Annotated in this window: 9 protein-coding genes; 7 read left to right on the top strand and 2 right to left on the bottom strand. The window is 68.9% G+C overall.

Annotated elements, in window-relative coordinates:
- Positions 1–169 precede the first annotated feature (169 nt).
- Positions 170–1,408, top strand: coding sequence for an MFS transporter (locus tag PI990_RS12060; RefSeq protein ID WP_021222119.1), 1,239 nt, complete (start codon positions 170–172; stop codon positions 1,406–1,408).
- Between the two features lie 60 nt (positions 1,409–1,468).
- Here PI990_RS12060 and PI990_RS12055 read toward each other — a convergent pair whose 3' ends face one another.
- Complete coding sequence (locus PI990_RS12055) at positions 1,469–2,113, bottom strand: hypothetical protein (protein ID WP_271660739.1); 645 nt, start codon at positions 2,111–2,113, stop codon at positions 1,469–1,471.
- A gap of 356 nt (positions 2,114–2,469) precedes the next feature.
- On the opposite strand from PI990_RS12055, the gene PI990_RS12050 reads away from it, so the two are divergent.
- The 5 genes from PI990_RS12050 to PI990_RS12030 all read left to right on the top strand — a co-directional run bounded on the left by PI990_RS12050 (position 2,470) and on the right by PI990_RS12030 (position 11,631).
- On the top strand, positions 2,470–5,145 hold the full coding sequence (locus PI990_RS12050) for a hypothetical protein (protein WP_271660738.1): 2,676 nt from the start codon (positions 2,470–2,472) through the stop codon (positions 5,143–5,145).
- Between the two features lie 129 nt (positions 5,146–5,274).
- Positions 5,275–6,384 carry an AAA family ATPase gene (locus PI990_RS12045; protein WP_271660737.1) on the top strand — a complete coding sequence of 370 codons (1,110 nt, stop codon included), beginning with the start codon at positions 5,275–5,277 and terminating at the stop codon, positions 6,382–6,384.
- A complete protein-coding gene (locus PI990_RS12040) occupies positions 6,381–6,815 on the top strand; it encodes a bpX5 domain-containing protein (RefSeq protein WP_271660736.1) in 435 nt (144 codons plus the stop codon). The genes PI990_RS12045 and PI990_RS12040 overlap by 4 nt, the downstream gene beginning before the upstream one ends.
- A 2-nt stretch (positions 6,816–6,817) precedes the next feature.
- A complete protein-coding gene (locus PI990_RS12035) occupies positions 6,818–8,659 on the top strand; it encodes a hypothetical protein (RefSeq protein WP_271660735.1) in 1,842 nt (613 codons plus the stop codon).
- Complete coding sequence (locus PI990_RS12030; RefSeq protein ID WP_271660734.1) at positions 8,656–11,631, top strand: bpX6 domain-containing protein; 2,976 nt, start codon at positions 8,656–8,658, stop codon at positions 11,629–11,631. Before PI990_RS12035 ends, PI990_RS12030 begins: the two co-directional genes overlap by 4 nt.
- 33 nt (positions 11,632–11,664) lie before the next feature.
- On the opposite strand, the gene PI990_RS12025 is transcribed toward PI990_RS12030, so the two are convergent.
- Positions 11,665–15,129 carry a response regulator gene (locus PI990_RS12025; protein ID WP_271660733.1) on the bottom strand — a complete coding sequence of 1,155 codons (3,465 nt, stop codon included), beginning with the start codon at positions 15,127–15,129 and terminating at the stop codon, positions 11,665–11,667.
- A 308-nt stretch (positions 15,130–15,437) separates the two neighbouring features.
- Here PI990_RS12025 and PI990_RS12020 point away from each other — a divergent pair, with 308 nt between their 5' ends.
- Entirely contained in the window at positions 15,438–17,576 is a 2,139-nt protein-coding gene (locus PI990_RS12020; protein ID WP_271660732.1) for a type I secretion system permease/ATPase, read from the top strand.
- The last annotated feature ends 93 nt before the right edge of the window (positions 17,577–17,669 follow it).

Here is a 17,669-nt window from a genome sequence, read left to right as displayed (position 1 = left end):
TGTCCTGCCTATCAAAGATGCCGAACAATATATTGGAAAGTATCACTCCCCGCCGATAGGCTTTGCCCATATCCCGAACGAAGCAGCCACTCCACCCCCGATCAGCGGGTGCGACGGCGCACGCCTGCACGACAGGCGCCGGGGCCCTGATGAAGCCTTGCCGAGGTCCATGATGAATCCGTCCGCCCAGGACAGCGCCCTGCCCAGCCATATCGAAAAAGGCACCCCCGCCTTCCTGCGCACCAGCCTCGCGCTGTTCTGCGGCGGCTTCGCCACCTTCGCCCTGCTCTACTGCGTGCAGCCGATGATGCCGGTGCTGGCCCAGGCCTTCGCCATCAGCGCGGCGCAGAGCAGCATGATCCTCTCCGTCTCCACCCTGGCCCTGGCCTGCGGCCTGCTGGTGACCGGCTCGCTCTCCGACGCCCTCGGGCGCAAGCGGGTGATGGGGGTCTCGCTGCTCTGCGCCGGGCTCTTCACCCTGGCCAGCGCGGCCATGCAGAGCTGGGAAATGGTGCTGCTCATGCGCGTGCTGGTGGGCCTGTCGCTGAGCGGGCTGACCGCCGTGGCCATGACCTACCTGAGCGAGGAGATCGACCCGCGCCACACCGGCCTCGCCGTCGGCCTGTACATCGGTGGCAACGCCATCGGCGGCATGAGCGGGCGGCTGGTGGCCGGGGTGATGGTCGACTACGTGTCCTGGCACTGGACCCTCGCCTGCATCGGCGCCCTGGCCCTGATCGCCGGGCTGGTGTTCTGGCGCGTGCTGCCCGAGTCGCGGCACTTCCAGGCGCGGCCCATCACCGCGAAAAACCTCTTCGGCGGCTTCGCCCTGCATTTTCGCGATGCACGCCTGCCGCTGCTGTTCCTCGAAGCCTTCCTGCTCATGGGCAGCCTGGTGACCGTCTTCAACTACATCGGCTTCCACCTGCTGGATGCGCCCTACCACCTCAGCCAGGCGGCGGTGGGCATGCTTTCCATCGTCTACCTCTCGGGCACCTACAGCTCGGCGATGGTCGGCTCCCTGGCGGATCGCGTCGGCCGGCAGAAGGTGCTCTGGGCGGTGATCCTGCTGATGCTCGCCGGCTTCGGCCTGACCCTGCTCACGCCGCTGCCGCTGATCCTGCTGGGCATGCTGCTGTTCACCTTCGGCTTCTTCGGCGCCCACTCGGTGGCCAGCAGCTGGGTCGGGCGCCGCGCCGTGCAGGCCAAGGGGCAGGCGGCTTCGCTGTACCAGACCTTCTACTACGCGGGCTCGGGGATCGCCGGCACGGTCGGCGGGTTGTTCTGGAATCGCGCCGGCTGGAACGGCATCGGCCTGTTCGTCGGCCTGATGCTCAGCCTGGCGCTGCTGATCGCCCTGCACCTGTCGCGCCAGCCACAGGGCGCGGCGTGCACAAGCAAGCCGTAGGGGAAGTAAACCTGCGGAGCTTTTCAGTGGGCCCCCGCGAGCGCGGGAACCCACTGAACATCAGCTCACCTGCATGCCCAGCGACCTCAGCCGCGCGTCGGGGTCCTGGCTGACCGTCAGCCCCGCGCCTTCGGTCATCACCCGCAGCGCAGCGGCGGGGTCTTCGGTCTTGCCGGCCAGGGCCTTGTAGTCATCCGGCAACGCCGCGTTGAAGGCGGCCATCTGCCGCCCGATCTCCTCGTCACTGGCACCGGCCTCCATGGCCTTCTGATAGAGGGCGACGCGTTGGCGGGTGACCTCGTCGATACGCGCCTCAGCCTCGGCCGGGCTGATGGCGGTCAGGGACTGCCCGGCGGAGAGGACGCGCCAGGGCGGGCCCGATGAGTCGACGGCAGCGCCATCGCGGGTGGCGGCCTGGGTTTCCGGCTCGCTGGCGGCGGCAGGCGATTGCAGGCTGGCAGGGCTGTAGGTCGCCTCGGGCGCTACCCGGCTCAACGGATCGTCGGCGAGGCTGGGGTCACCTCCATCGACCTGGCTGAGGAGGCTCTTGGCCTCCTCGGAAATGGACACCCTGTCCTGGTAGCGGGAAGCGTTCTCCTCCTGGACCTGGACGGACTTGTCGAGGGCGGAGATCGAGGGGTCTTTCATAGCGTTGGACTGCCTGATGTAGGAATACCAGTCGTTCACTCCTGCGTTGATCTTCATGGGGTTTCCTTTTGGCCTTGCCCGGCGGACCGCTGCCGGGGTTGGAGGGCTGGGGCTTGCAACTGCACCAAGCCGGCGTGTGCTGCCATACGGAATTTCAAGCACAGGGCCTGGGGAGCAATGGCCGTGCCAGCCCTGCCCCGCCACACCGGCCCCCAGCGACAAAAACCTTTGCCTTCAACCGCTTGAAAACCCACGCCGGGCGCGGCTTGCAGGCCACTACGCGCCTCCGGCGAGGCCAGGGCTTGCCGGAGGCGGCAGGCCCCTGCCGCCCGCTTGCCGTAATGGCAATCGGCCCGACTCCTGCTTTACTAGGCGGACTTCAGCGAAGACCTACAACGACCAGGGAGCGGCGGATGGAAGACCAGTACAAGGCGGAACAGGACCGGATCACCTGGCGCCGCAAGGCCCTCGGCCTCGACGCGGACAACGAGGCGCCGCGCCGCCCCTGGGCCGTCGCCCTCTCCGGCGGCGGCATCCGCAGCGCCACCTTCTGCTTCGGCGTGCTCCAGGCCCTGGCCCGCGCGCCCGTCGACCCCGGCGCCAACCGCCAGCCGAAGCACAGCGAAGACGATCCCCGCGCCCGCCTGCTGCCCCGCTTCGACTACCTCTCCACCGTCAGCGGCGGCGGCTACATGGGCTCGTTCTTCTCCAGCCTGTTCCAGCCCGAGCGCCTGCGCCCGGTCAATGGCGACGAGCAGGAAAAGGCCCGCCAGGCCGCCCTCGACGCCTACCGGGTGATGCGCTACCAGCCGCCGGGGCGCATCCACTCCTCCGACAACTACCAGGCCGCCCCGGTGGGTGACGGCCCCACCGCCTGGCTGCGGGAGAACGGCCGCTACCTGACGCCCACCGGCGCCGGCGACCTGATCTATGCCCTGGCGATGACCTGGCGCAACTGGCTCTCGGTGCAGTACGTGATCGGCATGCCGATGCTGCTGGTGCTGGCCCTGATCGCCCTCACCCAGGGCGCCGTCTGCCATTTCTGGCCGGGCAGCCCCTTCTGCGGCAGCCTGCTGCTGGTGCCCGGCGTGGTGACGCTGCTCAGCGTGGCACCGCTGATGCTCGCCTACTGGCTGATCTACTCGCGCAAGAGCCAGGACGAACCCCCAGCCCTGGCCAACTGGGCGACCCTCTGCGCCGTGGTGATCATCATCGCCATGGCCGCCCCCGCCATTTACCTGCAACTGCACACGCCCGACACCACCAACCCGGTGGAAATCCTGCTGTGGCTGACCATCATCGTCACCGTGCTCGGGCTGCTCTGGTGCGCCGCGCTGGTCTTCACCCAGGAACGCAAGCCGAGCCGCGACGACGCCGGCCTCGACGCCAACAACGTGCGCAATTACCGCCTGCGGGTGACCCGCGCCCTGAGCCAGTCCATCACCTTCACCGCTGCCCTGCTGGCCCTGGCGCTGCTCCACCAACTGGCCCAGGAGCTCTATGTGGTGCTCGCCCAGGGCTACTGGCAGGCCTCCGCCCCCGCCGCGCTGCTGCCGGCGCTGGCCTGGATCGCCCGGCACCTGGCCCGCTCCTCCGACGACAAGCCGCTGCCCAGTTGGCTGAGCAAGTTGCCGCTGGATGTGATCGCCCTGGTCGCAGGCACCGTGATGCTGGTGTGCATCGCCCTGGTCTGGGGCCTGCTGGTGCAATGGGTGGCCTGGAACGGCCAGGTGCCCGGCCCGGATGCCATGCCGCCCTTCGCCCTGCAGCGCCTCATCGGCCTGGCGGTGGTCGCCGCGCTGCTGGCGTGGGTCTCCGGCCAGTTCATCGGCTTCATCAACCTCTCCACCCTGCAAGCCTTCTACGCCGCGCGCCTGACCCGCGCCTACCTCGGCGCGTCCAACGGCCAGCGCTTCGACGTGCCTAGCCGGCAGAGCCGCAAGCGCATGAGCGTGGCACAGACCCTGTCCCACGACGACATCGCCCTGGACGCCTACTACCGCACCCGCACCGCCGGCCCGCTGCACCTGATCAACGTCACCATGAACCTCACCGTGGACCCCTCCGAGCAACTGGTGCAGCGCGACCGCAAGGGCAAGCCGCTGTGCGTGGCGCCCTACTGGTACGCCCCGGGCAACCCGGACGCCGAAGCGGTGAGCTTCATCCTCGACGGCGAACGCAAGGTGCGCATCCCGCCCAGCGGCAAGGGCGAGATCAACCAGCCGCTGTCCCTCGGCCAATGGGTGGCCACCTCCGGCGCCGCCTTCAGCACCGGCCTGGGCCGCGCCACCAGCCTCGGCACCTCCCTGGCCCTGGGCCTGGCCAACGTGCGCCTGGGCACCTGGTGGCAGAGCAACTTCCCGCCGCGCCAGGCCGGCCCGTCGAAGAACTCCGAGCGCCTGTCGCGCTGGCTGCCGGCGCAGACCTACCTGTTCTACGAACTCACCGCGCACTTCCACGGCCATCGTCGCGACAAGCTCTACCTCACCGACGGCGGGCACTTCGAGAACACCGCCACCTATGAGCTGGTGCGCCCGCAGCGGGACATCGAGCTGATCGTCATGTGCGACTGCGGCTGCGACCCGGACTACCGCTTCGACGACCTGGCCAACCTCATCCGCCTGTCGCGCATCGACCACGCCCTGGAGATCGAGGAAGACAGCGACGTGCTCGACCACCCGCTGCTGTCCCAGGTGTTCTCCAGCCTCGATGGCTTCCGCCAGCCACCGGCCGCCGGCGACCGTCGCTGCGCCATGCTGCTCAACGTCTTCAGCAGCGGCGAGCGCGACGATGCCGAGGCGCCGCGCACCCTCACCAGCCGCATCCTCCTGCTCAAGCCGCGGCTGATCGAATCGCTGCCGGTGGACGTGTTCAACTACGCCCGCGCCAACCCGGTGTTCCCCAACCAGAGCACCGCCGACCAGTTCTTCGACGAGGCCCAGTTCGAGAGCTACCGCCAGCTCGGCCTGTGCATCGGCCAGCAGCTGTTCGGCGACGGCCTCAACCACAACGCCATCGCCAATGCCCTGTGGAGCTACCTGGCCAAGCCGCCGCGCGGCGTGCGCCTGGCCTCGCCCACCATCGACTGAGCCGCCCGGCCCGGCTCCACACGGAGCCGGGCCGGGATGTGCGCCAGCCGACGAACTGCCGTAATAGCGCTTTGACAGCGCCTGCTTTTCCCGGAAAATCCGCACCTCGCTCACAGGGAAGAAGCAGTCTTGAACGATATCCACGAGGCCGCCCGGCACATCAGGGACGCCATCCGCACCGCCACCACCGGCCTTATCGGCCGCAACCAGCTCGCCGAACTCATCGTCCTCGCCGCCGTGGCCCAGGAGCACCTGCTGGTGGTCGGCCCGCCCGGCACCGCCAAGAGCGCCGTGGTGCGCCGCGTCGCCCAGGCCATGGGCGGGCGCTATTTCGAGTACCTGCTGGGGCGCTTCACCGAGCCGTCGGAACTGTTCGGCCCGGTGGACCTGCGCAAGCTGCGCGAAGGCACCGTGGAAACCGACGTCAGCGGCATGCTGCCGGAAGCCGATATCGCCTTCCTCGACGAGGTGTTCCTCGGCTCCACCGCCATCCTCAACACCCTGCTCGGCGTGCTCAACGAACGGCGCTTCCGCCGTGGCCACACCCAGCTCGACTGCCCGTTGCGGGTCTGCGTCGGCGCCGCCAACGGCCTGCCCGAGGACGAGGCACTGGCCGCCTTCGGCGACCGCTTCCTGCTGCACCTGTTCGTCGAGGCGGTGCCGGACCACCAGCTCGAAGCCATGCTCGCCGGCGGCTGGCAGGCCGAGCAGACGCCCATCGTCGGGCAGCACAACCTGGGCTACCTCGACACCCTCAGCCGCGCCATGAAGACGGTGAACCTGGACGCCGCGCGCCCGGCACTGGCCGATGCCATCCGCCGCCTGCGCCAGGCCGGCGTGCAGCTCTCGGACCGCCGCATCGTCAAGTCCCAGCGCCTGATCGCCGCCGCCGCGCTGCTCGGCGGGCGCCTGCACGCCAGCGAGGCCGACCTCTGGCCGCTGCTCTACGTGCTGCCGACCCAGGAGGCGCAACAGCACGGCCGCGAAGTGCTGCGCGAGCTGTTCGCCCATGCCAGCAACGACAACCTGTTCAACGCCGTGGAAGAAGCCACCCTGCAGCCGCTGTCGCGGGTCAGCCGCCTGGCCGAAGAAGCCCGCGCCTGCCTCGACGACGCCCAAGGCGCGAGCGTGGAAGCGGTGCTGCGGGAGATCGACGCCAACTTCCTCGCCGACGCCCTGCCGCCGATGCTGGCCGAGCTGCGTGAGCGCCTGGTCGCCCGCCTCGCCACACCCGCATGAGCCCCCTGAAGCAGGCCTGGCGCTGGCAACCCCGCGCCCAGGCCCTGGAACCCCGTGCCGCCGTGGCCTGGGGCGAAGCCGCCCGGCGCCTGCATGCGCGCCTGTCCGCCCTGCCCGGCGAGCAGCTGGCGAGCCTGCACGCCACCGCCAGCGATGACCTGCTGGTGGTGATCGGCGAGCCCGCGGCCCTGCCCTGGGTGGACGGCATCGACTACGCCGCCCCGTGCGAGCTGGCCCCCGAACTCTGGTTGCCGACCCGGCTGAGCCCCGATGCGCCGCTGGACCTGCTCGCCCGCGCCCTCACCCAGCGCCACGGCCGCGCTCCCCTGCTGCTCTGGCCCACGCCGGCCAGGGCGGTGCCGCTGGACCGCCAGCTGCCGCTCTCCGAGGGCCACCTGGCGCGCATCCTCGACCACTGGCAGGAACGCTGACCATGCAATTGCCCGACGCCCTGAAGCCCTGGCACCCCCTGCTGGAAGGCGTGGCCCCGGAACTCGCCGAACAGCTCGTCGCGATGCTCGGCCGCCTGCAAGCCCTGGTCGGCCCCTTCCGCGAGCGCACCCCCAACGGCCCGCCCGAACCCGATGGCCTGGGCGACCTGCAACGACGCGGCCCCTATGAGCGGCTGCTCTCCAGCGAATGGCTGCTGGCCGACGAAATCCCCGATGAATTCCTCCGCCGCGCGGCCGGCGGCGAGCACCTGTTCCTCGCTCCCCAGCAGCGCGCACGACACAGCAGCCGGCTGATCGTCGCCCTGTTCGATGCCGGCCCCCGACAACTGGGCGCACCGCGCCTGGCCCACCTGGCGATGCTGATCCTCCTCGCCCGCCGCGCGCGGGAAGCCGACGGCGAACTGCGCTGGGGCATCCTCCAACGCCCGACCTGGCACGACGGCCTGCAGGGCCCGGCCGACCTCACCCGGGTGCTCGAGGCCCGCAGCTGGACGGCCGCCGAACCCGCCCACTGGCAAACCTGGCAGGCCATGGTCGACGCGCTGCCGGCGCAGCCGGACGAGCGCTGGCTGATCGGCGGTACGGCCGAAGACGCGGGCATCAGCCACGGCCTGCAGATCACCCCCCACCTCGATGGCAAGGCGCTGGAGGTCGCCCTGCAACAGGCCCGCAGCCGTCGCAGCCTCGACCTGCCGCTGCCGCCACCCGCCATCGGCAAGCGTCTGCTGCTGGGCCAGTTCGGTCCGATGGGCCTGCCCGGGCCACAGGCACTCGCCCAACCAGGGCTCCTGCACGCCCCGCGAGTGGCCCTGACCCTGCCGCCAGTGATCGCCCGCTCCGGGCAGATGGTGGCGCTGACGCTACTCGACCAAAAGGGCGCGCTGGTCTTCAAGCTGCCACCGCTCCACAGCAAGAAGAACATCGCGACCAAGGTGCGCCAGCAGAACTGGCCCGCCGGCAACCAACCGCTGGCCATGGCCTTCCAGGGCAGGAGCCTCGGCGCCATCGTGGACACCGGCGCCTACCTGCGCTTCTGGCAGTTGCAGGGCTTCGGCGCCATCAAGCGCCCGCCGCTGAACGATCTGAATGCCCCACCGGGCACCGCCAACCTGCTGCCGCTGGCCCTGGTCAACAGCAATCATGCCGGCCAGCGTCTGTACCTGCTGGATGCCGCCGGGCACCTGCTGTACTGGAACCGCGACAAGCAGGCCGCCAGCCACGAACCGCCATCGCTGCATCGGCTGAAGTCACATGTGCTGGCCATGGCCAGCTTCGAGAACGGTCGGATCTACTACCTGTACAAGCACGACCGGAGTGTCTTCCTGGAGGAGGTATTGCCGAACCACCAGCCCAATATGTCTATGTGCGTACTCAGGATCGGCGACGCCAGCAAGGCCTTCATGGCCCGAGTCACTAACCCGTATTTCGTGCCGGCCTGCGCCCTGCTGATGGAAACCACGCCCCAGGAACGCTGGCGGCTCTGCCACCCCAACAGGCCGGAAGGTGAAGGTCCAGGTAGGTGGTCGCTCGAGGTTCCCGGTGGCTGGAGCGCCCAGGGCCTGGTGGCCGATCGCGAAACCCAGGCCCTGTCGCTGGTGCTGATGAGCAGTGACCGCAAGGGCCTGAGCCTATACGACGGCAGCGCCCTCGACAGGTTCTTCGACTCCCCCGCCCCCATCGCCCGCCTCAGCGTCTGCCCCACCAGCGGCCTGCTGGCCATCCTCACCCATGCCCGCGAGCTGGTGGTCTATTGCAGCCAACATCGTGTGGTGCGCCTGCGCGCCCAATGCACCCAGGCCGATGACCCAGGAGCCCAGCCATGAACGCGCCGGATGCGCAGGTTCGCCAGCCGCTGCTCAAGGGCCGCCACAAGGTGGCCGGGCTCTGGCTGCCGGCCGACTGGCTGGGCGCCGAGGAACGCACGGCGTTGCTGCTGCACCACTGGCACGCCGACGCCAGCGCCTGGCGCTTCGCCGACGGCGACCTGCTGCGTTTCGCCAGCGCCCGCCCCATGGACTGCGACGGCCTGGTCGGCTGGCCGCTGCTGGCGCTGAAGAACGGAGGTCTGTGCTCCGCGGAACTGACCGCCGAAGAGCGCGCAACGCTGCCGGCCGCCGATCTCTGGCTGGTGCGTGGCGGCCGGGTGCAGGCGCTGCGCCTGGCCGATGCCCGACGCCTGGCCCTGGAGGAACACATCGCCCTCGACGGCTACCCGCTGCTGGACACCTACGATTGCCGTGCCATCCTGCCGCCGCCGATGCTGGAGGTGCTGCCGCCGATCAAGGACATCCACGCCATCCTCGATGGCAAGGTCAAGCCGCCGAGCCCGGAGCGCGACGCCTTCCTCAAGTCGCTGCTGCAACAACAGGCCGCCGCCGGCAAAAGCACTGCCAGCAAACCTGCCCCGCGCAAGGCCCCCTCGCGCGCTGTCTCCGGCAAGTCGGGGATCAGCGCCAGTTGGGCGTTCTGGCTGTCGTTGTTCGCCATCATGATGGTGGGCAACTTCATCCGCGATGCGATGAGGCAACCGACGAACCTCCCGCCGCCCACCCTCAGCGCGGCACCGATAGTGGAAGCGCCGAGCGACGGCTCGGACACCGTGCTGATCGTCATCCTGGTCACCCTTGCGGTGCTTATCGCGATGCTGTTCTTCGCCGCGCTGCGACGCTTCTTCAAGGGCGACCCGCAAGGCTGGACCGCCCAGCCCTCGGCGCCTGCTCAAGCGGCGGCGCAGGTACCGGCCCCTGCCGCCCCGCCCATCAAGTCCCGCGCCACCCAGGCTCCACGCGGGCCGAGCGCCTGGCGGCGCTTCCTCACCTCCCTGGCCATCACCTCGAAGTTCAGCGAGCTGCTCAACCGCCGCCAGAGTGCCTACATGCGGCGCATGCTGAAGATGTTCGAGGAAGGCGACATCGCCGAAGCCCTGCGCCACGCGCTGCCCCTGGGCGGCGAGCAGGGCAACCTGGGCCAGGCCTTCGGCACGCCGACGCGGCGCGACGATCTCGACCTCGGCAAGCGCACGGGCCCGGGCACCGCCATCTCCCTGGGCGAGGACCTCGAAGCGCACCTGCGCACGCTCTATCGCCAGCACTTCGAGAAGCTCGACCGCGAGGGGCGCATCGACGAGGCGGTGTTCATCCTCGCCGAGCTGCTCAAGGCTCGCCAGGAAGCCCTGGACTACCTGGAGCGCCACCTGCGCTTCCGCCAGGCCGCCGACCTGGCGCTGGCCTGGGACATGCCGGCCGACAGCATCGTGCGCCTGCACTGCCTGGCCGGCGACTGGCGCACCGCGCTGCAGGTGGCGCGCCGCGACAACGCCTTCGCCAATGCCGTGGAGATGCTCGGGAAGAAATGGCCCCAGGCCGCGCAGCGCCTGCGCCAGGACTGGGCCGAGATGCTGGTGGCCCGGGGCGACTGGCTGGAAGCCGTGGACGTCATCTGGCCGCTGCCGGACAAGCAGGCGCTGGCCGCCCAGTGGCTGCTGTGCGCCGAGGAAGCCGGCGGCGGCCTCAGTGCCGAGGCGCTGGTGAAGCGCGCCGTGCTGCTGCCCGACACCCTGGATGCCTACGCGGCACGGCTGAAGTCGCTGCGTGACGACCCGACGCTGGCCGGCGAGCGCCTGGCCCTGGCCCAGGCGCTGAACCGGGTGGGCACCGTGCCCCGCGCCCGCAGCAACGAACAGCTGCAACGACTGGCGCGGCTGGTACTGCCGCCCCTGCTGGAAGACCACGCCCGGAGCCGGGTCAACCTGTCGCGGCGCGACCTGCAGAGCCTGCTCAACCTCAGCCAGGACAAGCTGCTGCAAGCCGATCTGCCGCCCAAGGGGCTGCCGGAACAGGACGCCTCGCCATTGCTGCAACAGAACCCGCCGCTGCAGTGGCAGGCTCCGCCGGCCGGCCAACGGGCCATCCTCGACGCCGCGCCCCTGGCCGAGGGACGCACCCTGGTGGCCCTGGGTGAAGCCGGCCTGGCGGTGCTGGACGACCTGGGCCGAACGCTGTTCCGCTTCGCCGAGCCCGGCCACCGCATCGTCCTCGCCCGCAACCGCCGTGCGGCCCTGGCGCTGGCCCGGCGCGACCAGGTCTGGCGCATCACCAAGCTCGACCTGGTCAGCCGCAAGGCCACCGACCTCGGCGTGCTGGCGATGGACTTCCACGCCTATGAATTCGACGGCACCTCCTGGACCATCGGCAACAGCCGCAGCGTGCGCGTGGTGGATGTCGACCGGGCCTTCGCCGTGGTCTGGCACGTCAGCGACCTGCCGGGGCACTTGCTCGCCTTCCAGGGCTGCGCCGGCTTCGAGCAATGGCTGGTGGAAGATGGCCGCGGCGGCACCGAGCTCTGGCGCTACGCGCTGCCAACGCGGCGCCTGACCCATCGCTACGAGGTGCTGCCGTCCCGCCATGAAGGGGGGTTCTACGTCCCCAACCCGGACGGCGGGTTGCTGGAAGTCTGGTTCCGCGGCAACGAGGCGGGCGAGCAGAGCCTGCTGATACACACCCACGGCGGCAGCCGCGAGATCGCCCTACCGGACGTCAGCGCGGACCAGGTCGACAAGACGAACCTCAAGCTGGCCGACGGCTGGCTGCTCCTCGGCACAGCGACGGATACGGAGATGACGCACTGGCGGCTGCTCAACCCGCGCACCCTGAAGACCTGCGCCGAGCTGGAATGGCCGTCCGATACGCCACTGCAAAGCCGCTCCCTGGAGCACGACTGGCGGCTGTTCGACCACACCGGGCGCCTGCTGCGCCTGGACACCCTGACCAGCGAGATCCGTGAACTGCGCAACTGAATAGCGGCGCGGCGACCCTCGCCGCGCCCTGCTTCAGAAGCGCTCCAGCTTCGGCAGCCACACGCGGATCAGCGAGAACAGGCGCTCCAGGTCGATGGGCTTGGCCAGGTAGTCGCTGGCGCCGGCGCGCATGCATTGCTCCTGGTCGTCCTTCATCGCCTTGGCGGTGACGGCGATGATCGGCAGCTTGGCCCAGCGTGGCTCCTCACGGATGCGCCGGGTGGCTTCGAAACCGTCCATCACCGGCATCATCACGTCCATTAGCACCAGGTCGATGTCGGGGTTCTCGTCAAGCTTATCGATGGCTTCCTGGCCGTTGCGCGCGGTCACCACCTGGGCGCCCTTCTCGTCCAGCGCGCTGATGAGCGCGAAGATGTTGCGCACGTCGTCGTCCACCACCAGCACCTTGCGCTTCTCGAACACCTTGTCGCGATTGCGCGCGGTCTGCAGCATGCGCTGGCGGTCGCTGGAGAGGGACGACTCGACCTTGTGCAGGAACAGCGTGACCTCGTCCAGCAGCCGCTCGGGGGAGCGTGCGCCCTTGATGATGATCGAGCGCGAGTGCTTGAGCAGGTCCTCCTCCTCGTCGCGGGTAAGGTTGCGCGAGGTGTAGACGATCACCGGCGGGAAAGCGCCGAGGTCTTCGGCGGCCATGCGCTTGAGCAGCTCGTTGCCATGCATGTCGGGCAGCTTGAGGTCGATGATCATGCAGTCGAACTGGGTTTCGCGCAGTTGTTCCAGGGCCTCCTGGCCGCGCTCGGCGGTGACCACCTGGATGTCCTCGTCGCCCACCAGGCGGGCGATGCTATCGCGCTGGGACGCATCGCCCTCGACCACCAGCACGCGCTTGACCTTCTGCGTGAGCTTGGCCTCCAGGCGCGAGAAGACGTCCACCAGCAGCTCGCGAGTGGTGGGTTTCTGCGCGTAGCCGATGGCGCCCAGGTGCAGCGCCGGCTCGGTGCGGTCGTCGGTGGAAACGATGTGCACCGGGATGTGCCGGGTGCGCGAGCTCTCCTTGAGCCGCTGCAGCACCGAGAGGCCGGAGTCGTCCGGCAGGCGCATGTCGAGGAGCACAGCATCCGGCCCGTGCTCGCCGGCCAGGCGCAGGCCCTCGCTGGCGCTGTGGGCCACCAGGCAGCGGTAGCCGAGTTCGTGGGCCAGGTCGTAGAGGATCTGCGCGAACTTGGGCTCGTCCTCGATCACCAGCACGCAGCGTCCGCCCCGGTGGGGCAGCTCGCGGTCGTCGGGGAAGCTCGGCGCCTCCGGCTTCTCGTCGCCCAGGCGCGGTGGCTCGGGCAACTGCACGGGCTCGACGGGGGCTGGTGCGGTTTCCTTGGCCAGGTAGTTTTCCGGCAGCCAGAGGGTGAACAGGCTGCCCTGCCCCGGCTCGCTGCTGACTTCGATGGTGCCGCCGAGCATCTCCGCCAGGTTGCGCGAGATGGACAGGCCCAGGCCGGTGCCGCCGAAGCGCCGGTTGGTGGTGCCGTCGGCCTGGCGGAAGGCCTCGAAGATGAAGCCCCGTTGCTCCTCGCTGATGCCGATGCCGGTGTCGGCGACATCGAAGGCGATGCCATTGTCGGCGGGCCGCACACGCAGGCGCACGCTGCCCTCCTGGGTGAACTTGAAGGCGTTGGAGAGCAGGTTCTTGAGGATCTGCTCCACCCGCTGGCTGTCGCTGAAGAACTGCCTGGGCGCGGCGGCTTCCACCTGCACCTCGAAGACCAGCGACTTCTCCGCCGCCTGCGGCCGGAAGAGGTTCTCCAGGCCCTCCACCAGGCGCACCAGCTCGGTCTGCTCGGGACGGATTTCCAGGCGCCCGGCCTCGACCTTGGCGATGTCGAGGATGTCGTTGATCAGGCGCAACAGGTCATTGCCGGAGGAGTAGATCAGCTGGGCGTATTTCACCTGCTGCTCGTCGAGGTTGCCCTTGCGGTTCTCCGACAGCAGCTTGGAGAGGATCAATGAACTGTTCAGCGGGGTGCGCAGCTCGTGGGACATGTTGGCGAGGAATTCGGACTTGTAGCGGCTGGCCCGCTCCAGCTCGTCGGCACGCCGCTCCAGCTCCTTGCGCGCCTGGTCGAGGGCGTGGTTGCGCTCGTCCAGGGTGTCGCGCTGCTCCTGCAGGCGCAGGGTCTTCTCGTTGAGCTGCTCATTGGTCTGTTCCAGCTCCGCCTGCTGAGTCTCCAGGCTGGCCTGGGATTCGCGGATCACCCGCGACTGGTCTTCCAGCTCTTCGTTGGCGGTGCGCAGTTCCTCCTGCTGCACCTGCAGCTCTTCGTTGAGCTGCTGGGTCTCGGTGAGGATGTCGTGCAGGCGCTGGCGGTAGCGCGCCGCCTCGAGGGAGGCCCCCAGGCTGCCGCCTATGGCATCGAGGAAGGCCTGGTCACGCTCATCCAGCGCTCGCAGGAAGCCCAGCTCGACGATGCCGTTGACGCTACCCTCGGTGGCGGTGGGCGCGAGCAGCACTGAAACCGGCTCGTCACTGCCCAACCCGGAGTTGACCTTGAGGTAGCTCGGCGCGAGTCCCTCCAGCACCCGGGTACGGCGCTCGACCGCCACCTGCCCGACCATCCCCGCGCCATCGGCGAAGGCCTGGTCGCGGGCCTGTTCCTCGGGGGAAAAGCCGTAATCCGCCACGCGGCGCAGCTCGCCATCCTCCTGGCGCACATAGAGCGCCCCCACCACCATGCCGAGGTACTGAGCGAGGAAATCCAGCACCGCGCGACCGATGCTGGTGGACGATTGCTGGCCGATGATGCACTCCGCCAGGTGCGACTGGCCCTCGCGCAGCCAGGCCTGCTGCTGCAGTTTCTGGTTGTCGGCGAGCTGCCGTTCCAGCGTCGCGCCGTAGGTGCTGGAGAGGCCCAGCAGCTCGCGCCGGCCGAAGTACGCCAGCAGCCCACTGAAAGCAAAGCTGAACAGCAGGTAGGCAACCACCGTGAAGACGGCGGTGTTGCTGGCCCGCTCGTTGCGCTCGTGGCGCAGTTGCTGCTCGGCGGTGATGAACTCGGCGAAGGTCTGGCGAATGCCATCCACCAACTGCTTGCCACGTTTCTCGCGGATGGCGGTGGTGATGTCCTGGTTGGCGCGGCGGCGCTCGATCATCTCATGGGCGAAGGTGCTCCAGCGCTCTTGCATGGATTCGATGCGACGCACCTTCTCCAACTGGACGGCGTTGTCCTTGACCAGCTCGGCCAGCTCGTCCATCCGCGACGCCAGGCGCGGCCCGGCGTCCTCGAAGGGGTCGAGGAACACCTCCTCCCCGGCGATCAGGTAGCCGCGCAGGCTGGATTCGCGGTCCAGCGTGTAGCGGAAGCCCTCGTTGGCCTTGCCCATGACCTTGTCGGTGTGCTCGACCCAGCTGAGCACGTAGAGCAGGTAGCCGATCAGGGCGATGAACAGCGTGGCGCCGAGCACGCCGACACCAATTGGCAGGGCCACGTTGCGGGCGAGGATACGGCGGAAACTGCGTTCGTCGATGCTGGCGGTGGCGTTCATCGGCCTTCCCTGAATTGAATACGCGAAACCCGGAAACGGGCGGCCAACGCGTCGTCGATTCCCTGGCGACCGCTGACCCGTAATGCGCAGCGCTGCGGCTGCCTGAGGAAAATGTAGCTAGTTGTGCCCGTTTCGCCCGGGAAGATCGCCCGGCGAACCCATCCGACCGGTCAAAATCGGGCCTTGCTCACTTTCGCCATCAGGAATGAGAACCGCTCATCAACTAGCGGCTTTGCGGCCCGAGCGGGTATTGGCAGAATGACGCGCGCATTGCATGGCGCTATGCCACTACCAAGGACGGAATCCTGATGCAGGACAGCACCCCTAACGAGCCAGGGCAAGGGCTCGATGCGGGCCTCGCGTGCCTGGTCATGCTCGCGCGTTTCCATAACGTCGCCGCTTCCCCCGAACAACTCGCCCACGAATTCGCCGAAGACGGCCGCCCATTCGGCAAGGCCGAGCTCCTGCTCGCCGCCAAGAAGCTCGGCCTCAAGGCACGCCCTGCGCGCAGCACCATCGCCCGCCTGGAGCGCACGCCGCTGCCGGCGATCGCCTGTGACCGCGAGGGCGGCTTCTTCATCATCGCGCGGCTGGACGACGGCAAGGCGCTGATCCATGACCCGCGTGCCCAGCGCCCGGAGGTGCTGGAGTTCGAGGCCCTGGCCGAGCGCTGGGGCGGCGAGCTGATCCTGATCCGCTCCGAGGCGTCCCTGGCCGGCGAGCTGGCGAAGTTCGACTTCACCTGGTTCGTCCCCGCCATCGTCAAATACCGCAAGCTGCTGGGCGAAGTGCTGCTGGTGTCCTTCGTGTTGCAGATCTTCGCGCTGCTGACGCCGCTGTTCTTCCAGGTGGTGATGGACAAGGTGCTGGTGCACCGCGGCCTGTCGACCCTGGATGTGATCGCCATCGGCCTGCTCGGCATCATGCTGTTCGAGACGGCTCTGTCGGGCCTGCGCAGCTACGTGTTCGCCCACACCGCCAGCCGCATAGACGTGGAGCTGGGCTCCCGGCTGTTCCGCCACCTGGTGACCCTGCCGCTGGCCTACTTCCAGGCGCGCCGGGTGGGCGACTCGGTGGCGCGGGTGCGCGAGCTGGAGAACATCCGCAGCTTCCTCACCGGCAACGCCATCACCCTGGTGCTGGACGTGCTGTTCTCGGTGGTGTTCATCGCCGTGATGTTCTTCTACAGCGGCTGGCTGACGCTGGTGGTGCTGCTGTCGCTGCCGCTGTACTTCCTCATTTCGCTGATCATCACCCCCGTGCTGCGCGCACGGATCAACGAGAGCTTCGCCCGCGGTGCGGAGAACCAGGCCTTCCTGGTGGAGACGGTAAACGGCATCGACACCCTCAAGGCGATGGCGGTGGAACCGCAGATCAACCGCAAATGGGACAACCAGCTGGCCGGCTACGTGGCAGCGAGCTTCAAGACCCAGACCCTGTCGACCATCGCCAACGAGGGCGTGGGGCTGGTGGGCAAGCTGGTGACCGTGGCGACCCTGTGGCTGGGTGCGCGGCTGGTGATCGACGGCGACCTCAGCGTCGGCCAGCTGATCGCCTTCAACATGCTCGCCGGGCGGGTGTCGCAGCCGATCATGCGCTTGGCCCAGCTGTGGACCAACTTCCAGCAGACCGGTGTCTCGGTGCAGCGCCTGGGGGACATCCTCAACACCCGCACCGAGCTGTCCCAGGCAGCACGCAGTGCGCTGCCGCCGATCCGTGGCAACGTCGAGTTCGACCAGGTGCACTTCCGCTACCGCCCGGACGGCTCCGAGGTGCTGCGCGGGGTGAGCTTGAGCATCCAGGCCGGCGAGGTGATCGGCGTGGTCGGGCGCTCCGGCTCCGGCAAGAGCACCCTCACCCGCCTGCTGCAACGCCTCTACACGCCCGAGCGCGGGCGGGTGCTGGTGGACGGCATGGACCTGGCCCTGGCGGACGTCTCCTCGCTACGCCGGCAGATAGGCGTGGTGCTGCAGGACAACATGCTGTTCGCCCGCAGCATCCGCGAGAACATCGCCCTCACCGACCCGGGCGCCCCCATCGAGGTGGTGATGCAGGCGGCCAAGCTGGCCGGTGCCCACGAGTTCATCCTCGAACTGCCCGAGGGCTACGACACGGTGGTGGGCGAGCACGGCGCCTCGCTCTCCGGCGGCCAACGCCAGCGCGTGGCCATCGCCCGGGCGCTGATCGGCAACCCGCGCATCCTCATCTTCGACGAGGCCACCAGCGCGCTGGACTACGAGTCCGAACGCATCATCCAGCAGAACATGAAGGACATCTGCCGAGGCCGCACGGTGATCATCATCGCCCACCGCCTCTCCGCCGTACGCGATGCCAACCGCATCCTGGTGATGGACCGCGGGCAGATCGTCGAGCAAGGCACCCATGCCGAACTGCTGACCCACCAAGCCGGCCACTACTCGCGTCTGCACCGCCTGCAACAGGGCTGAGACGCATGCAACCCCAGACCGAACAAACCCACGCCCTCTCCCGCCGGGAGAGGGCCGGGGCGAGCCTCGCCCCCCATGCACGGATGCCCAGGC

Origin of the sequence: Pseudomonas sp. TUM22785, assembly GCF_028198105.1 — a bacterium.
Taxonomy (GTDB): Bacteria; Pseudomonadota; Gammaproteobacteria; order Pseudomonadales; family Pseudomonadaceae; genus Metapseudomonas; species Metapseudomonas solani.
This window is presented reverse-complemented; position numbering and strand designations above follow the sequence as displayed.